The following is a 22110-nucleotide window of genomic DNA, read 5'->3' as shown; positions in this document are numbered from 1 at the left end:
GTAACGAGTTATTGAATTGTACATAAAACTTAAACGTCATGAAAAACAAATCTTAAGGTTTTCTTAAGATAATTGCTTTAATATGTGGGCAATGGAGTGGCCCTTCAGTAGGAGACTTTACAAATGCCCGCGCCCGACACAAAAGTACTTAATCACATTTTAGATTTATACATTTACTACGACAAAAGTGAGAGTGTAGAACTCAATCGAGAACCGGATGCGACTCTTTATAAAAGAGGCGTACGCTTTTTCAAAAAAACTGCCGCTCATCTCACGGGCGATGATAAGACGACGAAAACGTTACTTGATATTTGTGACCAAGTTCGATCTAGGATAAGTTCACTTGAAGATAAGCCAGAAAATTGGATTGATTTTATTTTTGATTTAGGTGAAAAAGCAGAAAATGCCCAGAGTTTAAAAGATGAAGCTGCAGAACGCATTCCGTTAGGCAATATATTATTTCGTAATAAAATAAAAATGCAATCGCGGTGTTGTGAAATATTGCACGCAATAAGAAATGAAATAGTTATTAGCATGAAAAAAGATGAAGGGGACATTTACAGCAAAGCACTGAAAGAAAAAATTCAATTCCTGTTGAAAGAAGCAGAAACATATGAAAATACTGCCGTAGATAATGCACAACAAAATCATGGCGTTGCTCATAAACCAAAAATCCTCAATAACCAAATTCGACGTAATATTCTCAATCTATGTTATTTAGAAGATGTTAAAACTATTTCGCGTTATGATTGGACGCATTTCCTTGATTATTTACTCACCATTCCTGAACGTGAAAATCAATTTAAAATTGAAAAAAAGGTAGAGAAATTCCACTCACAACGGCATTTCGATGGGAATTTTTCTTTACCTTATCTATTGCAGCCCAATGCTTGTGAAACGCTTTATGAAGATAAATATACGCGTTTAACCTGTCGATCTTTTGCTGAATTTCGAGCGCAAGGAATCCCAAGCGATGAGCGAAACCTTACGACGAAACCAAATAAATCTTCATCAAAACACATCAATGTAGAAGATATATTTGCCGATGTTGAAGCTGAAAATTCGTACCGCCCCCCTACCACACCTTCTGAATCAACACGTATTAGACCGACGACTTTCTCCGGTGTTTGTGTCTATCAAACCCCTCCTTCTACCAAGGCTTTAGTCGGAAAAAATGAACCGCCTAACGATTTAGAAGTTGATAGCAAAAGTCCAATACTGTTAAATGAAAAAAATGATGAGGAGGCTAATTTGCCTGCCAATGAAAATGGCGTCATGGAAAATTATTCACCTTCACTACGTCCAAAGTAAGCATTATGGTTTAGAATAACGCTCAACTATTCTAATTATAATGATAATAAATATGTCAGTCGTTCGTTTAAAGAAAAATGTTGAAAGCCGTATTAATAACCGTTTGCCTTGGATTTACAGCAATGAAATTGATACGGCTCTCACGCCCCTTAAATCATTTTTACCTGGTCAAGAAGTGGTTGTTGAATTAGCTGCGGGTCGAACCCTGGGTAAAGCCTATATCAATCCCCACTCGCTCATTGCTTTACGTGTATTTAGTGCCGACCCGAAGGCGACCTTAAATTCGAATTTTTTTGTGGAACGTTTATTGAAGGCTGAAAGCTATCGCACGCAATTTTTTAGCAAACCTTTTTACCGACTCATTTATGGTGAGGCAGATGGGTTACCGGGTTTAATTATTGATCGTTTTGGTCAGCATTTTGTTTGTCAGTTAAACACCGCTGGTATGAATCAATGTGCCCAAGTGATTGGGCAGGCGCTTACTCAAGCTTTCCCGGATCTTCAGTCAGTATTATGTCGTAATGACACCTCTGCTCGCGTGCTAGAAGGATTGTCCAAAACGATTGAGCCGCTCGTAGGAGAACCCCCTCAGCAAGTTTTAGTTGAAGAGAATGAAGTGCAATTTCATGCTCCCATTTGGGAAGGCCAAAAAACTGGATGGTTTTATGATCATCGTAATAATCGTGCCAGGCTTAAAAGTTATGTCGAAGGTAAACGAGTTTTGGATGTATTTAGTTACTTAGGCGCCTTTGGCATCCAAGCTGCAGCAAATGGAGCAAAGCAAGTGTTATGCATTGATAGCTCCGCAAAAGCAGTTGCTGCCATTAAGCAAAATGCTGAACTCAATCATCTCAAAAACGTTGCAACTGTTAATGAAGACGCTTTTACTGCTCTTAAAACGCTGCAGCAAGAGCATCAAACATTTGACGTCATCATCCTTGACCCCCCTGCATTTGTTAAAAAACAAAAAGATAAAGAAGCTGGATTAATTGCTTATCAGCGGATCAATGCTTTGGCGTTCAAATTGTTAAACGATGATGGCATCTTGTTAAGCTGCTCTTGTTCGAGGCCAATTACAGAAAGTGATTTTGCTGAAATGGTTAAGCGTGCGGCATTGCAAGCAAAAGTAAAAGCTTGCATTCTTGAAGCGGGTCATCAAGCGCAAGATCATCCGATTCTAGTTAATTTAACGGAAATGAATTATTTAAAAGCTTTATTTATTAGAAAATTAAAAGATGGGATAGTGTGAAATGACCAGGGAAGCTTTAGAAATACTTCCCTGATGCTCGTGCTTACTTCTTCTTGGTTCCTTTGGTGCCGCCAGCTTTTTTCTTCTTAACCATGATGTTTCTCCATATGGGTTTAAAGAATGCTCGATTACTCGAGCTAATTTCATTATATACCCATCAGAAACGCAGATGCGAGCTTTTACTGCTCAAATGTTGGCAAAATGCATGGTTTTAATAAGTGAGATTAAGGCTGTTTTTTACGATGTTTAGCTCTCCCCGGTTCGCAAAAAAGGGTGCTCTGGATCGTAAGATTTAAATTTCTGCCAGGCAGAAATTTTGTTCTCAGGCTGTTGGCTGACAAATTCTTCTAATGAACAAATGGGTAGCAAATCTAACTCACGCCAAGCAAATTGGCGTAACAAAGCTTTAACTTGCGGCGAATCTAGAATATTGTCTTGATTATATTTAGTACGTTGAAGACTTAATACGGTATTTAAGGTGGGTTCAGCAAATTGATAAAATTGCGACATAAATAATTTTTTCTTAGCAGCACCAAGACTGTCTATGGCTTGATAAATTGCTTCATCCCGATAGCGATGGTAATCCAGCCAAATCCCTTCGATTTCCTTTTTTAAGGATTGAATCTCAAGCGACAACACATGAGTAGCTTGTAATTTCATATCAATTGGCGCTTTATCAACAGTTTGATAATCCTGGCGTAATGCACTTAATAAATACCCAGCAACGTTGTCAATCTTATTCGATTGAAAGGTTTTTGAAGCTTTAATCATATCAATTTTATTTTGAATATATTGAGATTCATATTCGCGTAATACGACTTGTACTTGTTTTGCAGATAGTAAAAAATCATCAGAGAGTTGCATTTTCAACGAATGGCTTTCAGCGCTGATTAAAAGCTCACCATCGGACTTTCCTAAACGGGTCTTTTTAGCTCTTTCTTTTAAAGTAAAACGTAACCTGGCAATTTTACGGCCTTCACGGACCAGCTCTGCCGCAATCACTAGATCTGAATAAGTATTGACTTCATCAATAGCTTTATCCAAAACTCGTCGTTTAAAATCTCTAAAGATTGCGTATTTTCCTGGAGGAACACCCATTAATTTTTTAAATAAATCTAAATCAAACCATTTTGTTTTAGGCAACCCTCGATAACGAATACAATTTTCATAAAGCGCTAAACCATAACTGGATCTAAAACGCGACTGGATCACTAAATCGATTTTGCCAAACATCGAAGGAGAATGAAGGAGCTGCTTCATACGAGGGGAGTATGCGTAGTAACACAACGGGCCTTCTAAGCAAACGCTTGCAATGATTGAACTCGCAGTCCAATTTTCAGCACCTGTCTTATCATCAATGAGATTCCATTCGATAACCGTTGAAATCAACTCGCGTAATGCATCTTTAATGGCACCATGATTGTGACCGTTATAACCAATCAAACGACACAGTTCTTTGATGGTTATTTCATGCTCAACCTTGCTCATTAATTCTTTATAAGCATGATAAAGCAATGCATTAGTTATTTTACGTTGCAGCAACGTCAAAGTATTTGAGCAATGTATCGTTGCCGCGTGTTTTTTTAATTCCTTTTTAATTTCTTTTTTTACACATCCCACAGCTGTCACATTTCGTCCCATAGCCGTCACATTCCATTCCCATAGCCGTCACAATTTATCCCATAGCCGTCACAACGTTTCCCATAACCGTCACATTTGAACAGCTTTTTTGTATATATTTCATAATCTTATCAACTCGTAAACAAAAGATAAACAAAAGATAAATAATAAACACAACATGTATTCTTAAATTTCAGTGTGTTTTTTCTTTAATGTAAAACTTAACAAATGATATATTAGGCCTTATCGTAATACAACGACAGGAGTCCTCTATGGAAGTCATTGCTTTTGTTAATAATAAAGGCGGTGTGGGCAAAACAACATGCAGCAAATTAATGGCAGAATATTTAAGCAAACGGAAAAACATCCGTACCTTGTGCATCGATTTCGATCCTCAATGTAATTTCTCTCATCAATATTTACACATGGAAATTGATCCCGCAGCCCCTGAAGGGCTTATGCCCCCTATCCACCCTGATTATGATCCTACCGATCCTGTTGATATGGAATGGGACGGCCGTAGTAGTATCGCGGAAATATTTTATGGTCAAGGAGTGGTCCCTTATCCAACTTATGTTGAGAATTTAGACATAGCACCCGGTCATGCTGAAAAGTTACTCGCTGCTGAATCAGTACGCCGTTCAGAAGTGGTTGAAAAAGTGCATAAGCAATTAGCTAATTTTCTTAACTCACCCGATGTGCAAGCAGCTTATGATGCGGTTGTCATTGATACTGCTCCTTCCAAGGGGCCCTTAACCATCAGTGTGATTAAAGCTGCAACGCATATTGTTATTCCTTCTGTCATGGAAGAACAGCCCGTTCAAGGTATATATGGCATGTTGCAATTATGGATGCAGGAATCTCTGACTCGCGAAAAATCACGTCCTCTCAAACTTATTGGCATTCTTCCCAACATGTTTAAGCAGACTCGTTTACATAAAGATATTTTAAATAGCTTGCAAGACAATCCTGCTATTGGAAAATATATTCTGCCGGTGAAGTTTTCGCAGCGCATTGTCTTTGCAGAAGTGGATGCTGCAGATTCTACGCCACGCTCTATTTTTGATTTCAACGCACAACATGTTGCTACGACCGAAGCGATGGAAGTTTGTAATCATATTGCCGAGAGGATATTTGCATGAGCAAGAAAAAAAGATTTGGCATTTCTGCTGCATTAACCCGGGGCTTAAGTGAAACCATTAATGTGGTTGAAAATGACGCAGGGATTTATCGTAATGTTGTTTTGCCCCTTTCGCGTATTGAGTTGGATCCAGAAAATCCACGGAAGCTGCATATTGACTTAATCGATGTGTTACAGGGCATTCGTAATGAAGATCCGTTTGCTACGCAAAAATATGAGGAACTCGAACGGTTAAAAGAATTGGCGCATACCATTCAATCAAGTGGGGTAATTAATCCCATCGTTGTGTATAAACGGGGCGAACATTACCGTGTCGTTGCAGGTGAAAGACGCTGTCTTGCCGCACTCATTGCGCAGAAACAAGAAATTGACGCACGTGTCTTTAACGAAAGACCTAAAGGTTTTGATCTCAAGCTGATTCAGTGGATAGAAAATACGGCACGAGAAGATTTAACCCTTAATGAACGGTTAGGCAATGTTCGCGATATGATTGAAGCCTATCAAGTGCAAAATGGTCCTGTTGAATTTAATGCAACTTTGCTAAGACAAGTAACGGGTTTATCTCTCTCTCAGACTACTTATTACCTTGCTGCAATGAACGCCCCTGACGATGTGAAAACGCAAATTGAGCACGGCAAAATTAATAGCCTCGATAAAGCGGCATTACTTGCAAATGTCAGCTGTAATGATTTACGCAAGAATGCCATTAATGCATGTCTGGCAGGCTCAACGTTAAAGGAATTGCGCAGTTTAATTAATCAGAAAAAGCCTAGCAAAAATAAAATTGCATTGGTGAGTTCAGGGCGAGGCCGTACAGCTGCTAAAGTTAACATGGGTCATACGCGTTATCCACGAGTAGTTAAGACAGTCATTGAATGTGTGATGAACCATTCTACTTACCAAAAATATAATGAGTATTTTGCAAAAGTAGATTGGGCCGATCTACGGCAAACAACGAAAGCTTTTAAAAAATTAATCGAGATCCTTGAGGCTGAGAAGTCCCTATGAGCGATTTTAAGAAAGTGATGACATCAATTAAACTGCAAAAAAATTTACATCAGCGATTACAGCAACGCATCATTGTGGACGGTTATGGGATGCGAGGTAAAAGCAAATGGATTATCGAATCAATTGAGTCTTTACTAGCACTCACTGATTTTCCTACTCTCGTAGCCATTGCAGAAGATATGGATCAATTGAGTGATATGGTTAGTATTCGCTTACCAGAACCACTTATGCTGCGGTTAGAGAAAGCGGTTATTCAGGTGCGTAAGGAATACCCTAGTATTGAAGGGGTTAAAAGCAATTTGATTCGGGCGAGCATTATGCAGCGTCTACTAAGACAGCCCACTTCGGTCACCGAAGTATAGCCTAACTATTTGAAAATAAAGGAATTCATTAATTTTAATTCAATAGAAATGTTTTGAAACCTTGTCCCATAGATGTCACATCAAACCTCACATCTTAAAACATTCGCTAGGCTGAATCGGATTCTGCCTAGCGAATGTTTCACATAGAACAATCGATCAAATTTCGCTAGTTTTTACGGACAGGTAAAGCCCTGTAAGAACAAGTTCAGGAATTAAAGTAGTAAAAAGATGCTCGTCTTCAAACAAATGCGCAAAGCCCCCTGTGCCAACAATGATGGGTGGCTTATCGGTAAATGAGTCAGCAATTCTATTAATAATTTCACGGGCCGCTCCTAAATGACTGTAGTAGAGCCCAGATTGAATACTTGTAGTTGTGTTTTGACCAATCACAATTTGAGGCTTAACAATATTAACGGGGGAAAGTTTGGCAGTATTCTCTGACAAAGCTTTCATAGCAATAGAAAGGCCGGGCATGATCATGCCCCCTAAATAAGTCCTACGACGATCAAGGGCATCGAAAGTGGTCGCCGTACCAAAATCGATAGCAATGATGTTTTCATCAGGAAAAAGGTGAGATGCCGCTAATACGTTACTGAGCCTATCTGTTCCTATTTCTTCTGGATGGGCGTAATCAATATTTAGTGATGTTATTTTATCGTAAGTGAGAAAAAAGGGATCCAAAGTAAAGTACTTAAGAAAAGCTGCGCGAATCGTGTAATTCAGCGCAGGCACAACAGAACATATTGCAATTTGTTTTACTTCTTGCGGATCTAAATCATTTTCCCGAAGTACCATTTTTAGAAAAACACCCAGTTGGTCAGATGTCATGGAATTTGAGCTAGGATAGCGAAATTGTACCAATAACGTTTCTTGGCGATATAAACCCCCATATAAGTGGGTATTACCGATATCGATGCAAAGAATCATGAAAGTCCTTAGGGAGGTTCGGTGGGTTGAGATTAGAACTTACGTAGAAACCATAATAAGACGGTTATAACTACGCTTAGGATAATGCAAGTCATGATAGGAACGTAGAGTGAAAATTGACCTCGCTTAACAATAAGGTCTCCTGGTAAGCGTCCGAGGCCAAGTTTGGTCAACCAGGGAAGGAATAGTCCAATAAAAATAAGAACTAAGCCTAAAATAACTAAAGTTTTTTGCATAGATAATGGGCTACTTTGGTGTTAAATTTTGCAGCGATAATACTTAAAGATTGAATTAAGAACAAGTATACTAAAATATGAACTATTGTTTTAGCAACAAGGATTGGCGTGAGTAAATTAAAAATCATCCAGTTAACCGATATGCATATTTTTCATGATGCTAACAAAGAGTTACTTGGAGTTAATACTCATCTCAGTTTTCAAGCCGTCCTTAGTCTGATGTTTAATCAAGAAGAAAATATCGACGCTATCTTCCTCTCAGGCGATTTAACGCAAGATGGTGCTTCGACAAGCTATTTTAAACTGGCCAGTATGTTGGCATTTTTAAAAATGCCCATTTATGTGATGCCTGGCAATCATGATAACGAAAAAAATTTACTAAGTACCTATCCTATTGGCCCAATTAAAACCGATCGGCAAGTCTTCTTTAATAAGTGGCAAATTATCACGCTCAATTCGCAGAAACCAGGGGCCGTCGAAGGATTCATCGATGAGGAAGAATTAACGTATTTAGACCAAGCGTTGAAAGATTATCCGGATCACCATGCCATCGTCATGCTCCATCATCAACCGGTGGACGTAGGGAGCCGCTGGTTAGATCGGCTAGGGGTAAGAAACAAACCTGCATTCTGGGATATTATTAAACGCTATCCACACCTCAAGCTCGTTCTCTTTGGTCATGTGCACCAAGTTTTTGAGCAAAAAGAAAATGGCATTTGGTGCTATTCGACGCCTTCAACGTGTATTCAATTTAAACCCAAAGAGCGTGACTTTGCCCTTGATTTTTTGCCACCCGGTTATCGTTGGATTGATCTCAATGATGATGGAACATGGGAAACGGGGGTTAAACGTTGTGCCCAATACATTGGTCGTTTTGATGCGGACGCCAAAGGATATTGAAAAGACAGGATCAATTTTGAAAAAACAAACCTGACACCAGGATCAATAAAACAAAACTACAAATTAAACTAAATCGCCAATCCTTCTTATAAAGATAATGAAATAAAAGCATACCGATTCGTACGATTTGCGATGCAACAAGGGTTAAAAAACCAAGCTCGATTAAATTCCGTGAAGAAAAATAAAAAGCCTGTGAGCCATCAAAAAATTGTTTAAGCGATGCAAAGTTATAACTTATGCTGAAGGCATACGCCTCATGCGCGTGACGCACTAAATAGATTGTGTAACCGAATGAGACCAACCCAACAGCAAGAATTATCCCAAAGATAAGAACCCCGCTAATCCAAGTTTGTAAAGTTTTTGAAGCCATGGGTTAACCTGTGAACGATTTAATAAGCATTTGTAATCCTACCAAGCAAATGACGAAACTAAATATAATTCGTAGTAAACGGTAATGTATTTTTGCTAATAACTTAGCTCCGCAAAAAGAACCTATTACAACGCCAATTAATACAGGTCCAATGACGGTTGGATGAATGTAGCCATGCGCAAAATAAATTCCTGCACTAGCAGCAGCCGTAATACCAATCATAAAATTACTTGTCGTTGTTGCTACTTTATAGGGCAATTTTAAAACTTGATCCATGGCTAAAACATTGAGAGCCCCAGAACCGATGCCTAATAATCCGGAAAACATACCTGCTATTCCCATCATCATAAAACCAAGCGGAAGATGGTAAATTTCATAAGATTTTAATTGGAGCCCTAAAGGATAGGTGCTGTTTAATGCGAGCGTTTTTGCCCAAGAGCTGGAATGGGCAAGCGTTTTTAAGTCTTCTTCCTGGCGCGTAATGGTTAAGTACGCAGAAAAGAATAAGACCAAGCTAAACATAAGGCTCAATAATGCAGTGGAAATCTTCGCGACCAACAGCGCACCCAATAAGGCACCGACGACTGCGGGTACTTCCAAAAACATACCAAGCCTTAAATTAGTATAGCCTTCACGCATATAGGCTGCTGCACTACCCGAGGAAGTGGCAATAACTGAAACAAGTGATGCACCCATAGCAAGGTGGATATCGATGTGAAAAAGTAAAACTAAAACGGGAATAATGACAACACCGCCACCTAAACCTGTTAAGGCTCCGAGCAACCCGGCAGCGAAAGAGAAGAACAATAATAAAACAGAGAAAGTAAGAAGCGTCAAAATTTTTCCTCATCTTGCTTTGCGGAAGTGCAGTCACGTGAGAGAGACGTTTAGGGTAAAATATAATAATAACAGGAGTAAACCATGCGGCTGATTATAAAAATAGTTTTAATATTATCTACATTGTTTTTTATGATAACCGCAGGTTACGCAGGAACTTACGGACGTACTTTATGTAAAACGGATGGTTTTCGGTGCAAAAAAATTAAAGGAAACCAATCTTGGTTTTCCCTATTTCCATCCGAACATGACCGCGGCATTGCGATGCGCCTTAATCGCATGAATACAGATCTTTATCCTGGCTTAGTGATTGCCATACCTGATGATATTGAAAATAGAGATATTATGGATTTTGCACCGTTTCCCCGTCAGATACGTGCTCCGGAAGAAAAAGTAATTGTAGTTGATCCAGTGGAACTTGCTTGGGGTGCTTATGATATAGATGGTTCCTTGGTTCGTTGGGGACCCATTTCTGGGGGACGCGATTGGTGTAATGATATTGATGCATCCTGCCTCACCCAATCGGGAGCATTTCGTATCTTTTCCCTCGGCAGCAGCGATTGTTATTCAACCAAATTCCCCTTACCTGATGGTGGCGCACCGATGCCTTATTGTATGTATTTCCATGGTGGCCAAGCGCTCCATGGTGAGCCTAATGGCTTGCCTGGTTACAACGCCAGCCATGGTTGTGTACGGTTATATGTTAATGATGCGGAATGGTTGCGGTATGATTTTGTCGAGGGGCCTAATGAAAATAATCATTACCAAGGTACCAAGGTCATTGTGCAAGCTTACACAGTTGCTTCTGAAGAATAATTATTTTTGATTAACATATTTTCCTGGCGCATCAAGTAGTGGCGCATAACCTTTTTGTGGCGCTCCCATTGTCGGCGGCGCCTTTTTTTTGGGAGAAAGTTTTGCAATCCATGTTTCCCATGCGGGCCACCAAGAACCTTCTTTTGGCTTAAGGCGTTCATACCAAGATTGGGGATCGATGTAGTGATCTACTTTTTTTAAAGTTGAAATCCGAAAATACCGTGTCGCTTTTTTACTTGGCAAACTGACAATACCGGCATTATGTCCACCGCTCGTTAGCACAAAAGTAACGTCACCTTTTGTTAATATATTAATTTTGAATACTGAAGCCCAAGGGGAGACATGATCGCGTTCCGTTGCGACGACAAACATGGGAATGTTAATATCTGTTAGGGCAATGGGCCTGCCTTTGACTAAGTAATTACCTTTTGCAAGCGTGTTATGTAGAAATAATTGACGTAAATATTCAGAATGCATGCGGTAGGGTAAGCGTGTTGCGTCAGCATTCCATGCCATTAAGTCAGTTAGCGGTTTCCGCTCACCTAAGAGATATTCACGAATGATGCGCGACCAAATTAAATCATTCGAACGTAACAGTTGGAAGGCACCTGCCATTTGGTGTGTATCTAAATAACCTTTTTCCGCCATTAAACTTTCAAGATAGGCGATTTGGCTTTCATCAATAAATAAACCTAATTCGCCAGGCTCAGTGAAGTCAACTTGAGCGGCAAATAAAGTCATGCTGGCAAGTCGATGATCATCATCGCGTGCCATGGTTGCTGCAGCAATCGCAGCAAGCGTACCACCGAGACAGTAACCCACTAAATGAATTTTTTGTCTTGGTACCACTGCATTAATGACATCCAGTGAATTCAAAATGCCTAGTTGGAGATAATCTTCCATCCCTAAATCGCGATCTTTCGATTTCGGGTTTTTCCACGAAATCATAAAAACAGTATGACCTTGATCAACTAAATACTTCACAAGCGAATGTTTTTGACTTAAATCGAGGATGTAATACTTCATGATCCAAGCAGGTGTTATTAAGATCGGTTCGGCATACACTTGTTTTGTTGTGGGGGAGTATTGAATCAGTTCAATGAGATTATTGCAGTAAATAACTTTGCCCGGCGTTACGGCAATATTTTTTCCAACGACATAATTTTCAGCACCATGGGGCGGTGCACCCGTTTGATACCGTTTCAAATCATCAAGAAAATTTTCATAACCTTTAATAAAGTTTTCACCGTTAGTACTTAAGGCTGCCTGTTGAACTTCAGGATTAAGCAAGGGTGAATTTGAAGGTGAGAGCATATCAAGATATTGTCGAAGACTAAAGTTCACTACATCTTGGTGGTGCTTGCTAAGACCACGCACATCAGTTGTAGCCTCTTGCCACCAATTTTGCATTGCTAAAAAAGATTCATACAAAAAGCTATAGGGGAAATGTTGCCAGAGTTGATTGCTAAAACGTTTATCTTGCCAAATAGCTTTACACAATCCACTTTTTTCATCGCTTGTCGCTTCGCAAAAATATTGGCTGAAAAGATACCAAAAATTGTCTTGTGCACGTTCCGTTAATTCGAATTGTTTGGCAGGATGGGATTGAACATGTAGCCACAAATCATAAAATGCAAGTGCAAGTGCTGCAGGGGAGAGACCGCCTGAACCGCGACTTGTTGCAATTTGTAACGAACGGTCTAAAGCTTCGTAATATTTTTTTTCCGGCGAAAGAGTAGCTTCTTCCTTACGCATAATGACTTCCTTGAGACGCACCTCAGGTCAATAAAATACCCCGCTGTTCACTTAGACGGGGTAATTCTTCGACAATCCTTTGCAGCTCACATTTTATTTTTTGCGTTGCGCTTTTTTACCACGACTCTTTTTAACTGTGGTTTTAGTTTTGCGTGTTACGGTTTTTTTGATTTGCGCATCAGCTGTACGGGCTACTTTTGCAACCAAAGAAGTGGCTGGAGCTTTAACTGTTTCATACAACTTCGTCATCGAAGCAATATTTTCCATGGATAAGTTGATAACTTTTTGCAAAGTATCCATACCAATCGCAAGACCTTCAGTCATGGCATTCTTTTGTAGGTAGAGTAAATCTTGAGGTTGGCGAATTTCACTCAAACGCTTTAACTGATTAGTGAACAAAAGAACATTCTCACCGACTAATTCCAAATTCTTTTGTGCGTTTCTTCTGCAAATTTCTGCAGCAAGACGGGTTGCATCATTTAAAGGGGTCGTAAGATTTTTATTAATCTTAAACAATTGATCGAATCCTTCGGTATACATAATAACCTCCATCTTTACACTGGAATGTGTGATGTTCTTTTACCAATGTAAGGGGGAAGCCTAGAATTTGTCAAACGGATGGAGGGCAAAATTGTTGGGTAAGCCTTTGATCTACAACATATAAAATATCAAATTAAAATGTTGGGCCTACCCATCCCTGGCGTTAAAAAGCTTAGCACATATAATGACCACCATTGATCGCTAAGTTTACACCGGTAATATAGCTATTTGATTCATCCGCTAAAAAAGCGACTGCGCGGGCAACATCGTGTGGTTCGGCAAAACGACCCAGGGGAATTTCTAGTAAGATTTTCTGACGTATTTCTTCTTCCATGCTCATGATCATGTCTGTTTTGACGTAGCCAGGCGAAACGGTATTAACGGTAATGCCGTGTTTGGCAACTTCAAGTGCTAAAGATTTAGTAAAGCCGTGGATGCCAGCCTTAGCTGCAGCATAATTAACTTGTCCGTATTGCCCTTTCTGACCATTAATTGAAGAAATATTAATGATACGCCCAAAATTTCTTTCCTTCATGCCATTAATAATGGCATGCGTCATATAAAAAATACTGCTGAGATCAGTGTTAATGACAATATCCCAGTCATCTTTATTCATTTTGGCACAAGAACGATCTCGGGTGATGCCCGCATTGTTGACTAAAATATCAATGGGACCCACTTGCTCTTCTACTAATCGCGCAAGTGCTTCACACGTTTTAAAATTGGTTACATCGACATACTGAATGTCAAAATGGTAGCCCTGCTGTTTTTGGAGATCGAGCCATGCGGTTGCCGCTTCGTGAGGGCGACTATAAGCTGCGACCACATACATGTCTTGATCATGAAGCGTTTGGCAAATGGCTTGTCCAATTCCACCCATACCACCCGTTACCACTGCAATCCTTTTTGACATAAATTATCTCCTTGCTTGACTCTATTTTCCCTGATAGATAATCTTGTGGCCAAATCTTTTTTACCTAACTTAACAATATTCTACAGCTTTGCTCTGATAAGGATGAATCTAATGCACCTGTTAGAAAAAGGGAGTTCTATTTTGTGAAAATAATTGATCGTTTTGAGGTTGAGTATTTTCAGTACCTCGATGAAAACAGTGAATTGATAGATGACTCGCCACCACTTGCTCATGATATCGAAGCCCTTCTTGATTTATATCGTACCATGGTTTTAGTTCGCACTATGGATACGAAAGCAATAGCCTTACAGCGTACTGGTAAATTGGGAACCTATCCTTCAACACGTGGTCAAGAAGCAGTCTTTGTAGGCGTAGGTAAGGCGATGGCTGCCACCGACGTATTGGTTCCATACTATCGCGACATGGGCACCTTGATCCAACGTGGCGTTAAATTATCCCAAATCTTACTGTATTGGGGTGGGGATGAACGTGGCAATGTTTTTTTAAATGACAGCGAAGATTTTCCGTTTAGCGTTCCGGTAGGAAGTCAACCACTCCATGCAGCGGGCGCTGCTTATGCAATTAAATATCGCAATGAAGATCGCGCCGTGGTGTCAATTTGTGGTGATGGTGCAACTTCACAAGGTGATTTTTATGAAGCCATGAATGTTGCGGGCGTGATGAAATTACCTGTGGTTTTCGTTATCTGTAATAACCAATGGGCTATTTCAGTGCCAAGACATGTGCAAACCGCAGCGCGTACACTTGCTCAAAAAGCCATTGCAGCAGGCTTTGTCGGCGAACAAATTGATGGTAACGATATTATTGCCGTTACGCATCGCACAGTTGAGGCACTTAAACTCGCTCGACAAGAACATCAACCCCGGCTGTTAGAAATGGTATGTTATCGGCACCATGACCATACGACGGCAGATGACGCTAGCCGCTATGAACCCAAAGATTTACGTCAACAAGAATGGGTTAAAGAACCCGTTGCAAGACTGCGTCATTATTTAGAGAAACAAAATGCTTGGGATGAAGCGAAAGAAGAAGCTTTACGTGTAAGTTGTGCTGAAGAAGTTGATGTGGTTGTCAAAGAATATTTATGCACCACGCCGCAACCCTTATCCTCCATGTTTGATTATTTATATGCAACGCTACCTCGCGCCTATCAAGAACAATTTGAGCAATTGAAAAATTTGGAGATGAATAAGCATGGCTGAAATAACCTTGGTTGAGGCGATTACCACAGCTTTAGCGTACGAGATGGCTGCAGATGATAGCATTATTGTTTTAGGTGAAGATGTTGGAAAAGACGGTGGTGTATTTCGAGCAACGGATGGCTTGTTGGCAAAGTTTGGTGGGAGCCGCGTGTTGGACACACCCCTTGCAGAGTCAATGATTGGTGGTTTAGCGGTAGGAATGGCAGTGCGTGGATTAAAGCCTGTTGCTGAATTTCAATTTATGGGTTTTATCTATCCCGCTTTAGATCAAATTATTAATCATGCTGCACGTATGCGTAACAGAACGCGTGGTCGTCTTCATTGTCCAATTGTTTTCCGTGCACCTTTTGGTGCAGGTATTCATGCACCCGAGCATCACTCTGAAAGTACTGAAGCCTATTTTGCTCATACTCCCGGATTGCGAGTTGTTATTCCATCATCGCCCGCTAAAGCGTACGGTTTATTGTTAGCATCGATTCGTGATCCTGACCCGGTCGTTTTTTTGGAACCTTCACGTCTTTATCGTTATGCACGTCAAGAAGTTAACAACGATGGTAAAGCCTTACCTTTGGATGTTTGTTTCACCTTATGCAAAGGGGAAGATGTCACTTTAGTCACGTGGGGAGCGATGGTGAAAGAAACGCTGGCTGCAACCAAGCTATTAGAACAAGAAGGCATTAGTGCTGAAATAATTGATGTTGCAACAATTAAGCCACTGGATATCGATACGATCCTGGCCTCTGTTGAAAAAACTGGACGTTGTATTGTGATTCATGAAGCGCCTCTGACTTGTGGGGTGGGAGCTGAAATCATTTCCCAAGTAGCAGAGAAAGTTATGTACTCGCTAAAAGCGCCACCAGAGCGGGTTGCAGGTTTCGATACGATTGTGCCTTATGCGCGATTAGAAAAATATTATTTACCTAGTGAAAAAAGAATTATCGATGCAGTACATCGATTGATGGAGTACACATGAAAATATTTCATTTACCGGATTTGGGTGAAGGATTGGCTGAGGCTGAAATTCGCGAATGGTATGTTAAAGAAGGCGAAGAAGTTGTCGTTGATCAACCTTTGGTTTCGATGGAAACAGCAAAAGCGGTTGTGGATGTTCCTTCTCCTTATGCAGGAAAAATTATTAAGCTTTACGGTCAACCCAATGACATCATTCCCACACACGGGGAATTAATTAGTTTTGAGAGTGACGAAGACGAACCCGAAGTCCGCCCTAAAAATAGCGTCGTAGGATCACTTGAGGAAAGCGTGCATAAGCTTGATGATGAAATGATTGTTGGCCATAACGCAAATCCCTCCACCACACCTAAAGCAATGCCTGCAGCAAGATTAATTGCAAAAGAACTACAAATTAACTTAGCAGAAGTTATACCTTCAGGACCACGCGGATTAATCACACCTGAAGATGTGAAGCGATTTAACGCTGAAAGAAATACGAGTTCTTCAAAGCATTTATTCGAGGGTGGTGAACCTTTGCGTGGAGTAAGGCGGGCAATGTCACAAGCGATGACCTTATCTCATCAAGAAATAGTGCCTGTGACGATTATCGAGGATGCAGATATTTCTGCTTTACCTTCTCAAACGGATTTAACACTAAAAGTACTCCGCGCTATTGTCCAAGCTCTCCACATTGAGCCAGCTTTAAATGCATGGTTTGATGGCAAGCAACTAACGCGAAAGCTAATTAAAGAAGTGAAAATTGGTTTAGCAGTTGATTCAGATGAGGGTTTATTTGTTCCAGTTTTACAAGATATAGGTCAACAATCCGATGCTGAGTTGCGACAATTAATTAATGACATTAAAGAAGGTGTTAAAAATCGCACGTTACCGGCAGATGCCATGACCGGTGCAACTTTTACGCTTTCCAATTTCGGTACTATAGCAGGACGTTATGCAACACCCATTATCGTTCCTCCCATGGTCGCGATCTTAGGGTGTGGCAGAAGTCGAGAAATTGCAATGGTAAAAGAAGGTATAATAAAGCCTGGACGGATTTTACCCCTGTCTTTAACTTTTGATCACCGCGCAGTAACGGGTGGAGAAGCCACACGATTTCTAGCAGCAGTTATAAAAAATTTGAATTAAAAATAGTATATCGGGCACGGTGAGGTGGCGTTCCTCACCGTGAAATGATTTTACACAGACGGTGAAGAAAGCGTGGACCGATTCATTTCAAGTTCAGGTTTTTTCTCAGCTGCGGGTTGAAAAAATAAACTTAAATTTTCTCCTTGATGATGCGCAGTTTCGACTTCTAATTTGAGCAATGCTTGATGAAGGAATGGATTTACAGTTCGTGCATGATTAATTAAATTTTTCTTTAAAGGAGCATCGTCAATTACTGCAATTAAATCTAAAATTTTGACCGGCGAAAAATAGAGGCCGGCAGTATTTGCAGAACGTAATACTAAATTTCTTATTTGAGCGTTGATATTAACTTTTCCCAATAATGTCTGGGTCAGAAGTGTTTGCCCACCGACGATCGCTCCGGCTAAGGCGCTCAAAAAATCAGCGCGAGCTTCAATCATTTGAAACACTTCCTCGATTTTACCAAGTCTAGCTTCCGTAAATAGCGCTTCATCTTGAACTAAAATGTTTGTTTGAGTATTTTCGCGGCGCATCATGGGTTCATTTCCTTAGTATTTAGTTTTCGGAGGTAGAGCTCTATTTGTATGGGCTTCTGCTGGAAGGGAAGTTAGGTAAAGAATTGTCCAGGAGCACCCATTGCGGCGCTGCGTTATCACAAAATATTTGCAAAATTTTCTTAAGTAAGTGTGAAACATTAATAATACTTACAACCAGTTAATTATCTTACATCGCTAGCCCATTAGCTGCGATCGTAGCAATTATTGTATAGTGAAGAGAAGGACGCAACGGGACAACTTATGAAAAGATCGGCTGTAGCTGTCTTTGCAGGTTGTATTGCCGGACTTGTATTAAGTCTGTTCTTCTATCTATGGACGCTTAATAACTTCATCCTTAATGCTCATCTCATTTTAACAATCGTTATCCTCTTAGCAGGAAGCTTCGCGATTGTAACGCTTTATCTATTTCGAAAAGTAAGAATACAGGGTTATAAAATACACCGTCTAACCACTACAAAACAGCAGGCAGAATTTCAATTAATTGATAGCAACAATCGTTTTGAAACATTATTTGAACACGCCAATGTTGGTATTGCTTTACTTGCTTTAGATGGTCGACTTAGTCGGGTTAATCAACCCTTATGTGAATTGTTAGGGTATACCGAGTCAGATATTTTAATGATGAATTTTTATTATATTATCCATCCGAATGATTTGGGCGATTTACAAATCCACATCCAGCAACTTATTGATAAAAAAATTAAATCTTACCAATCTGAACAGCAATGTTTTCGTAAAAATGGCGACACACTCTGGATCATGTCTACGTTGTCGCTCATCTGCGATTATGAAAATAATCCTGTCCATTTTGTTATACAAATTCAAAATATTACGTTACAGAAAAAAGCGGAAGAGCGATTACGCCATATGGCGTATCACGATCCTGTAACAGGGCTTGCTAACCGCAATAAGCTTGAACAATTTATTAATCACATCCTTGCTTCAGCAAGGCGACATCAACAAGGGTTTGCTTTGTTATTTCTCGACTTAGATCGATTTAAAAATATTAATGACACCATCGGCCATGAAGCAGGTGATATGTTGTTGCAAGTTATGGCTGAACGACTAAGAAGCACGGTACGCAGCACAGATATGGTGGCTCGATTAGGTGGCGATGAGTTCGTACTTCTTATAACGGATGTAAAGAAGGAAGAGTCGGTTGCGATCATTGCTCAGAAAATTTTAGAAAATGTTATGAAAGTAGTTGTCATTAAGGGACAAGAAATTTATATCACTACGAGCGTCGGGATTAGTCTCTATCCCTTGGATGGCCAAAACATGCAAACGTTAATGAAAAATGCGGATCTTGCATTATACCGATCAAAAGAACATGGCAGAAATAATTATGAATTTTATACAGTAGAAATGACAAGTAAAGCACAAAAGAAAATGTCTGTACAAAATGCATTGGGACATGCGCTCGTTAAAAATGAATTTAATCTCCATTATCAACCGATGATGGAGATACAATCTCGCCGCATTACGGGTGTGGAAGCATTATTACGTTGGCAAAATAAAGATTACGGCATGATTACCCCGGATGAAATTATCAGTATTGCCGAAGAAACGGGTTTAATTATTCCTGTTAGCGATTGGGTAATAAAAACAGCATGTTCGCAATTAAAAATTTGGCATGATATGGGAATTCAACCACTCTCCATTGCTATTAATTGCTCTTCACGCCAATTTAAACAAGCAACTTTTATTGATGATGTGTTTCAAACACTTAATAAAATTGGATTATCACCTCACTGTCTAGAGATTGAAGTTACGGAAGCTATCATTATGGAAAATCCGGAAAATACTTTACGTATTTTGTATGCTTTAAAAGATTTGGGTGTCCAAATTGCCATTGATGATTTCGGAACGGGATATTGGTCACTCAATAATTTAAGACGATTACAGGTTGATAAAATTAAAATTGACAAAACTTTTATTAAACAAATTTCATTCGATGAAACCTCAGATGCTATTATAAGTGCAATTATTGCCATGTCTAAAAAACTTGGTATTCGATCCATTGCAGAGGGCGTTGAAACCCGCGCACAATACGAATTTTTAGCTAAGGAAGGATGCACAGAAATTCAGGGCTATTATTTAACCCATCCTTTAATTGATACGGCCATGACGACTTTTTTAAAACATCCTGTGCCTGATGCAGAAAATACGTTAATGATAGCTACTACAAAGGAATAATTCTTTTCTGATATTCATTCCTTAATTGACGCCGCATAATTTTATTAGAAGCAGTTTTAGGCAAGGCATCAACGACAATGATTTCATGGATTTTAAAAAAAGGGTTAAGTTCTTTATTAATTTGCTGTTGTAACTTGCTATATAAGACTGATTCATCCAGATGTGGTTTGGCAACCACATAAATAATTAATTGTTGGGGCCCCATTTTTGACTGCGAAACCCCAATAGCTGCAAGTTCTTCAACTTCCGGCAGCGGGCTAAGAACTCGCTCAATTTCCGCAGCACTAATTTTAATTCCACCCAAATTCATACTGTCGTCACTGCGTCCTAAAATAGAGAAATAACCATTTGAGAAACGTTTAATTTTATCGCCGTGTCGGCGCAACAGAAGATTGTCAATTTTAGGCATATCAGAATAATAAATTTTATAGTGATCCGCATTGAGAAGTGTGGTAGATAAACCAATTGAAGGGGGTAGAAGGGCTACATCACCACAATCTGCAACTTTACCTTTTGAATTAATGATCATAAAATCAATTCCCATCACAGGCGTTGAAAATAGAGAAGGATAACAGTTCTCTACGACAGTGCTTGAAATGTAAGCCCCACCAATTTCTGTTCCACCACAATATTCAATGACAGGTTTATACCCCGCTAAAGCAGAAAGATACAACATGTCAGTTGGATTTGAACATTCGCCTGTGGAGCTAAATACTTTAATATTTTCCCAATTTAAATTTTCCATGCATTCTGTTTGTCGCCAACTTGCCACAATAGTTGGCACCACTCCTAACATCGTTACCTTAGCGTCTTGAATAAATTCCCCTAAAGCTCGCGTTTTAGGTACATCACTGTAAAGGACAAGCGTTGCTTTGTTGATCAGAGCCGCAAATATCAACCACGGACCCATCATCCAACCGAGATTGGTGGGCCACAGCAATCGGTCTTGCGCTTGAACGTTTTGATGAAAAAATGCATCACTTGCAATTTTGATTGGGGTTGTATGCGTCCAAGCAATAGCTTTCGGTTCGGCACTGGTTCCTGAAGAAAATAAAACGTTACAGGAGGTATCAGGGTCACAAGCATAAGTGGTAAAGGTATCATCGGGGGATAAAAACGATTCCCACGTTTGATCTTGTTGACGTAAGTTTATATTTTCTTGTTCCAAAGGTAATACAACACAAGATAAGTCTGGTATACCGTGTAGTTTTTTGTAAAGTGGATAGGTTTTATTATTCCAATGGAGAGAATTTTGAGTAAACATCAACGATGTTTTAATAATTTTTAAGCGGAGTGAAATTTCTTGCTCTGAAAAGCTATCGGGAATTGCGACAACGACTGCACCTAATTTGATAATGGCGAGATAAATAGCCACCGCTTCTTTAGTCATGGGCATACAAATGCCAATATGATCAAGAGGCTTGCAACCTAGCTTTCGTAAACCATTAGCGATACGGTTTGATAATCGATTTAATTCATCATAGCTAAGTTCGGCAATGTGCTGATTTTGGTCTTGGTATATTACAGCAGGGTGGCTTAAGTCACCCTGAAAACAGCTATCTACAATATTTAACTTACCCCCTGCAAACCATTGTGGTACTTCAATCCCTTTCTCTAAATTACAAATCGATTGGTACGGCTTTTTAAAAATAATTCCCAACTGTTTTGTGATTCGTTCCCAAAAATGTCCATAATCTTTTACTGTCCACTGATGGAAATTTTGAACATTAGTAATGCCGATCTCACTCATAAACTGTGTGATGTTAGCGGTCCCTATTTGCTGTACGGTAGGGATCACAATTGGCGCGAGTTCGGGATGAGTGCGCCAATTGGGAAAAAGTAGGTTGTAAATAAATAAATGAACTTTAAACGGATATTTATAGCGTGATAGGTTCCGACTGATCGCAAGCCACGCTTGCTCAGCGGTGGGCGCACTTTTAATTTGAGCATTCAATTCATCTTGCAATAATTGAGCTGTTTCCGAGGTGAGACCTAAAGATTGTAACTCGTCAGATGAAATAATAATTTCCATACGCTAGCCTATCAATTTTG

At 39.8% G+C, this 22110-nt stretch carries 21 protein-coding genes; 11 read left to right on the top strand and 10 right to left on the bottom strand.

The annotated features are described in order from the left end of the window. Window positions 1-123: 123 nt before the first annotated feature. On the top strand, window positions 124-1311 hold the full coding sequence (locus H0W64_08575) for a hypothetical protein (GenBank protein MBA3661767.1): 1188 nt from the start codon (window positions 124-126) through the stop codon (window positions 1309-1311). Between the two features lie 52 nt (window positions 1312-1363). Then, complete coding sequence (locus tag H0W64_08570; GenBank protein ID MBA3661766.1) at window positions 1364-2560, top strand: class I SAM-dependent rRNA methyltransferase; 1197 nt, start codon at window positions 1364-1366, stop codon at window positions 2558-2560. Between the two features lie 246 nt (window positions 2561-2806). Here H0W64_08570 and H0W64_08565 read toward each other — a convergent pair whose 3' ends face one another. Next, the gene (locus H0W64_08565) at window positions 2807-4201 is read right to left on the bottom strand and encodes a replication initiation protein (GenBank protein MBA3661765.1); all 1395 of its coding nucleotides are present in this window, start codon (window positions 4199-4201) and stop codon (window positions 2807-2809) included. Between the two features lie 251 nt (window positions 4202-4452). Here H0W64_08565 and H0W64_08560 point away from each other — a divergent pair, with 251 nt between their 5' ends. Genes H0W64_08560 through H0W64_08550 form a run of 3 tightly spaced genes read left to right on the top strand, consistent with a single transcriptional unit; the run spans window position 4453 to window position 6691 of the window. After that, window positions 4453-5322 carry a ParA family protein gene (locus H0W64_08560; GenBank protein MBA3661764.1) on the top strand — a complete coding sequence of 290 codons (870 nt, stop codon included), beginning with the start codon at window positions 4453-4455 and terminating at the stop codon, window positions 5320-5322. Then, window positions 5319-6329 carry a ParB/RepB/Spo0J family partition protein gene (locus H0W64_08555; GenBank protein MBA3661763.1) on the top strand — a complete coding sequence of 337 codons (1011 nt, stop codon included), beginning with the start codon at window positions 5319-5321 and terminating at the stop codon, window positions 6327-6329. The genes H0W64_08560 and H0W64_08555 overlap by 4 nt, the downstream gene beginning before the upstream one ends. Beyond that, window positions 6326-6691 (top strand): hypothetical protein, encoded by a 366-nt coding sequence (locus tag H0W64_08550; protein MBA3661762.1) that lies wholly within the window; start codon window positions 6326-6328, stop codon window positions 6689-6691. The genes H0W64_08555 and H0W64_08550 overlap by 4 nt, the downstream gene beginning before the upstream one ends. Before the next feature lie 156 nt (window positions 6692-6847). Here H0W64_08550 and H0W64_08545 read toward each other — a convergent pair whose 3' ends face one another. Together H0W64_08545 and H0W64_08540 are read right to left on the bottom strand one after the other, a co-directional pair. Then, window positions 6848-7618: a type III pantothenate kinase gene (locus tag H0W64_08545; protein ID MBA3661761.1), complete on the bottom strand. Its 771-nt coding sequence runs from the start codon at window positions 7616-7618 to the stop codon at window positions 6848-6850. 32 nt (window positions 7619-7650) lie between these two features. Beyond that, window positions 7651-7854 (bottom strand): DUF2905 domain-containing protein, encoded by a 204-nt coding sequence (locus tag H0W64_08540; GenBank protein MBA3661760.1) that lies wholly within the window; start codon window positions 7852-7854, stop codon window positions 7651-7653. Window positions 7855-7962: 108 nt separating this feature from the next. On the opposite strand from H0W64_08540, the gene cpdA reads away from it, so the two are divergent. Continuing rightward, complete coding sequence (gene cpdA / locus H0W64_08535) at window positions 7963-8754, top strand: 3',5'-cyclic-AMP phosphodiesterase (GenBank protein MBA3661759.1); 792 nt, start codon at window positions 7963-7965, stop codon at window positions 8752-8754. Window positions 8755-8764: 10 nt separating this feature from the next. On the opposite strand, the gene H0W64_08530 is transcribed toward cpdA, so the two are convergent. Both H0W64_08530 and H0W64_08525 read right to left on the bottom strand, forming a co-directional pair. After that, window positions 8765-9124: a DUF1634 domain-containing protein gene (locus H0W64_08530; protein ID MBA3661758.1), complete on the bottom strand. Its 360-nt coding sequence runs from the start codon at window positions 9122-9124 to the stop codon at window positions 8765-8767. Between the two features lie 3 nt (window positions 9125-9127). After that, complete coding sequence (locus H0W64_08525) at window positions 9128-9961, bottom strand: sulfite exporter TauE/SafE family protein (GenBank protein MBA3661757.1); 834 nt, start codon at window positions 9959-9961, stop codon at window positions 9128-9130. Between the two features lie 84 nt (window positions 9962-10045). Between H0W64_08525 and H0W64_08520 the strand changes: the two genes are divergently transcribed. After that, window positions 10046-10777 carry a L,D-transpeptidase gene (locus tag H0W64_08520; protein MBA3661756.1) on the top strand — a complete coding sequence of 244 codons (732 nt, stop codon included), beginning with the start codon at window positions 10046-10048 and terminating at the stop codon, window positions 10775-10777. On the opposite strand, the gene H0W64_08515 is transcribed toward H0W64_08520, so the two are convergent. The 3 genes from H0W64_08515 to phbB all read right to left on the bottom strand — a co-directional run bounded on the left by H0W64_08515 (window position 10778) and on the right by phbB (window position 13985). After that, a complete protein-coding gene (locus H0W64_08515; GenBank protein ID MBA3661755.1) occupies window positions 10778-12532 on the bottom strand; it encodes an alpha/beta fold hydrolase in 1755 nt (584 codons plus the stop codon). A gap of 93 nt (window positions 12533-12625) precedes the next feature. After that, window positions 12626-13072 (bottom strand): phasin family protein, encoded by a 447-nt coding sequence (locus H0W64_08510; protein MBA3661754.1) that lies wholly within the window; start codon window positions 13070-13072, stop codon window positions 12626-12628. Window positions 13073-13244: 172 nt separating this feature from the next. After that, a complete protein-coding gene (phbB, locus tag H0W64_08505) occupies window positions 13245-13985 on the bottom strand; it encodes an acetoacetyl-CoA reductase (GenBank protein MBA3661753.1) in 741 nt (246 codons plus the stop codon). A gap of 143 nt (window positions 13986-14128) precedes the next feature. Here phbB and pdhA point away from each other — a divergent pair, with 143 nt between their 5' ends. The 3 genes from pdhA to H0W64_08490 are packed head-to-tail and all read left to right on the top strand — an operon-like array spanning window position 14129 to window position 17305. After that, entirely contained in the window at window positions 14129-15208 is a 1080-nt protein-coding gene (gene pdhA, locus H0W64_08500) for a pyruvate dehydrogenase (acetyl-transferring) E1 component subunit alpha (GenBank protein MBA3661752.1), read from the top strand. Continuing rightward, window positions 15201-16181: an alpha-ketoacid dehydrogenase subunit beta gene (locus H0W64_08495; protein MBA3661751.1), complete on the top strand. Its 981-nt coding sequence runs from the start codon at window positions 15201-15203 to the stop codon at window positions 16179-16181. Before pdhA ends, H0W64_08495 begins: the two co-directional genes overlap by 8 nt. Continuing rightward, window positions 16178-17305 carry a 2-oxo acid dehydrogenase subunit E2 gene (locus H0W64_08490; GenBank protein ID MBA3661750.1) on the top strand — a complete coding sequence of 376 codons (1128 nt, stop codon included), beginning with the start codon at window positions 16178-16180 and terminating at the stop codon, window positions 17303-17305. Before H0W64_08495 ends, H0W64_08490 begins: the two co-directional genes overlap by 4 nt. Before the next feature lie 50 nt (window positions 17306-17355). Here H0W64_08490 and H0W64_08485 read toward each other — a convergent pair whose 3' ends face one another. After that, entirely contained in the window at window positions 17356-17841 is a 486-nt protein-coding gene (locus H0W64_08485) for a hypothetical protein (GenBank protein ID MBA3661749.1), read from the bottom strand. A 261-nt stretch (window positions 17842-18102) separates the two neighbouring features. On the opposite strand from H0W64_08485, the gene H0W64_08480 reads away from it, so the two are divergent. After that, entirely contained in the window at window positions 18103-20058 is a 1956-nt protein-coding gene (locus H0W64_08480; GenBank protein ID MBA3661748.1) for an EAL domain-containing protein, read from the top strand. Here the strand turns inward: H0W64_08480 and H0W64_08475 are convergent. Further along, window positions 20045-22090 (bottom strand): AMP-binding protein, encoded by a 2046-nt coding sequence (locus tag H0W64_08475; GenBank protein MBA3661747.1) that lies wholly within the window; start codon window positions 22088-22090, stop codon window positions 20045-20047. The genes H0W64_08480 and H0W64_08475 overlap by 14 nt on opposite strands. Between the last annotated feature and the right edge of the window lie 20 nt (window positions 22091-22110).

This window comes from Gammaproteobacteria bacterium, from assembly GCA_013816845.1.
GTDB lineage: Bacteria > Pseudomonadota > Gammaproteobacteria > DSM-16500 > DSM-16500 > Aquicella.
The sequence above is the reverse complement of the archived record's forward strand: the minus strand, read 5'-3'. Positions and strand labels throughout refer to the sequence as shown.

What these genes read in the sequence shown, in the direction of transcription:
- H0W64_08495 (MBA3661751.1), top strand. Translation starts at nt 15,201, where the DNA reads ATGGCTGAAATAACCTTGGTTGAGGCGATTACCACAGCTTTAGCGTAC.
- H0W64_08540 (MBA3661760.1), bottom strand. Translation starts at nt 7,854, where the DNA reads ATGCAAAAAACTTTAGTTATTTTAGGCTTAGTTCTTATTTTTATTGGA.
- H0W64_08560 (MBA3661764.1), top strand. Translation starts at nt 4,453, where the DNA reads ATGGAAGTCATTGCTTTTGTTAATAATAAAGGCGGTGTGGGCAAAACA.
- H0W64_08480 (MBA3661748.1), top strand. Translation starts at nt 18,103, where the DNA reads ATGAAAAGATCGGCTGTAGCTGTCTTTGCAGGTTGTATTGCCGGACTT.
- H0W64_08510 (MBA3661754.1), bottom strand. Translation starts at nt 13,072, where the DNA reads ATGTATACCGAAGGATTCGATCAATTGTTTAAGATTAATAAAAATCTT.
- H0W64_08520 (MBA3661756.1), top strand. Translation starts at nt 10,046, where the DNA reads ATGCGGCTGATTATAAAAATAGTTTTAATATTATCTACATTGTTTTTT.
- H0W64_08490 (MBA3661750.1), top strand. Translation starts at nt 16,178, where the DNA reads ATGAAAATATTTCATTTACCGGATTTGGGTGAAGGATTGGCTGAGGCT.
- phbB (MBA3661753.1), bottom strand. Translation starts at nt 13,985, where the DNA reads ATGTCAAAAAGGATTGCAGTGGTAACGGGTGGTATGGGTGGAATTGGA.
- H0W64_08530 (MBA3661758.1), bottom strand. Translation starts at nt 9,124, where the DNA reads ATGGCTTCAAAAACTTTACAAACTTGGATTAGCGGGGTTCTTATCTTT.
- H0W64_08570 (MBA3661766.1), top strand. Translation starts at nt 1,364, where the DNA reads ATGTCAGTCGTTCGTTTAAAGAAAAATGTTGAAAGCCGTATTAATAAC.
- H0W64_08485 (MBA3661749.1), bottom strand. Translation starts at nt 17,841, where the DNA reads ATGATGCGCCGCGAAAATACTCAAACAAACATTTTAGTTCAAGATGAA.
- H0W64_08545 (MBA3661761.1), bottom strand. Translation starts at nt 7,618, where the DNA reads ATGATTCTTTGCATCGATATCGGTAATACCCACTTATATGGGGGTTTA.
- H0W64_08550 (MBA3661762.1), top strand. Translation starts at nt 6,326, where the DNA reads ATGAGCGATTTTAAGAAAGTGATGACATCAATTAAACTGCAAAAAAAT.
- H0W64_08565 (MBA3661765.1), bottom strand. Translation starts at nt 4,201, where the DNA reads ATGGGACGAAATGTGACAGCTGTGGGATGTGTAAAAAAAGAAATTAAA.
- H0W64_08475 (MBA3661747.1), bottom strand. Translation starts at nt 22,090, where the DNA reads ATGGAAATTATTATTTCATCTGACGAGTTACAATCTTTAGGTCTCACC.
- H0W64_08555 (MBA3661763.1), top strand. Translation starts at nt 5,319, where the DNA reads ATGAGCAAGAAAAAAAGATTTGGCATTTCTGCTGCATTAACCCGGGGC.
- H0W64_08575 (MBA3661767.1), top strand. Translation starts at nt 124, where the DNA reads ATGCCCGCGCCCGACACAAAAGTACTTAATCACATTTTAGATTTATAC.
- H0W64_08515 (MBA3661755.1), bottom strand. Translation starts at nt 12,532, where the DNA reads ATGCGTAAGGAAGAAGCTACTCTTTCGCCGGAAAAAAAATATTACGAA.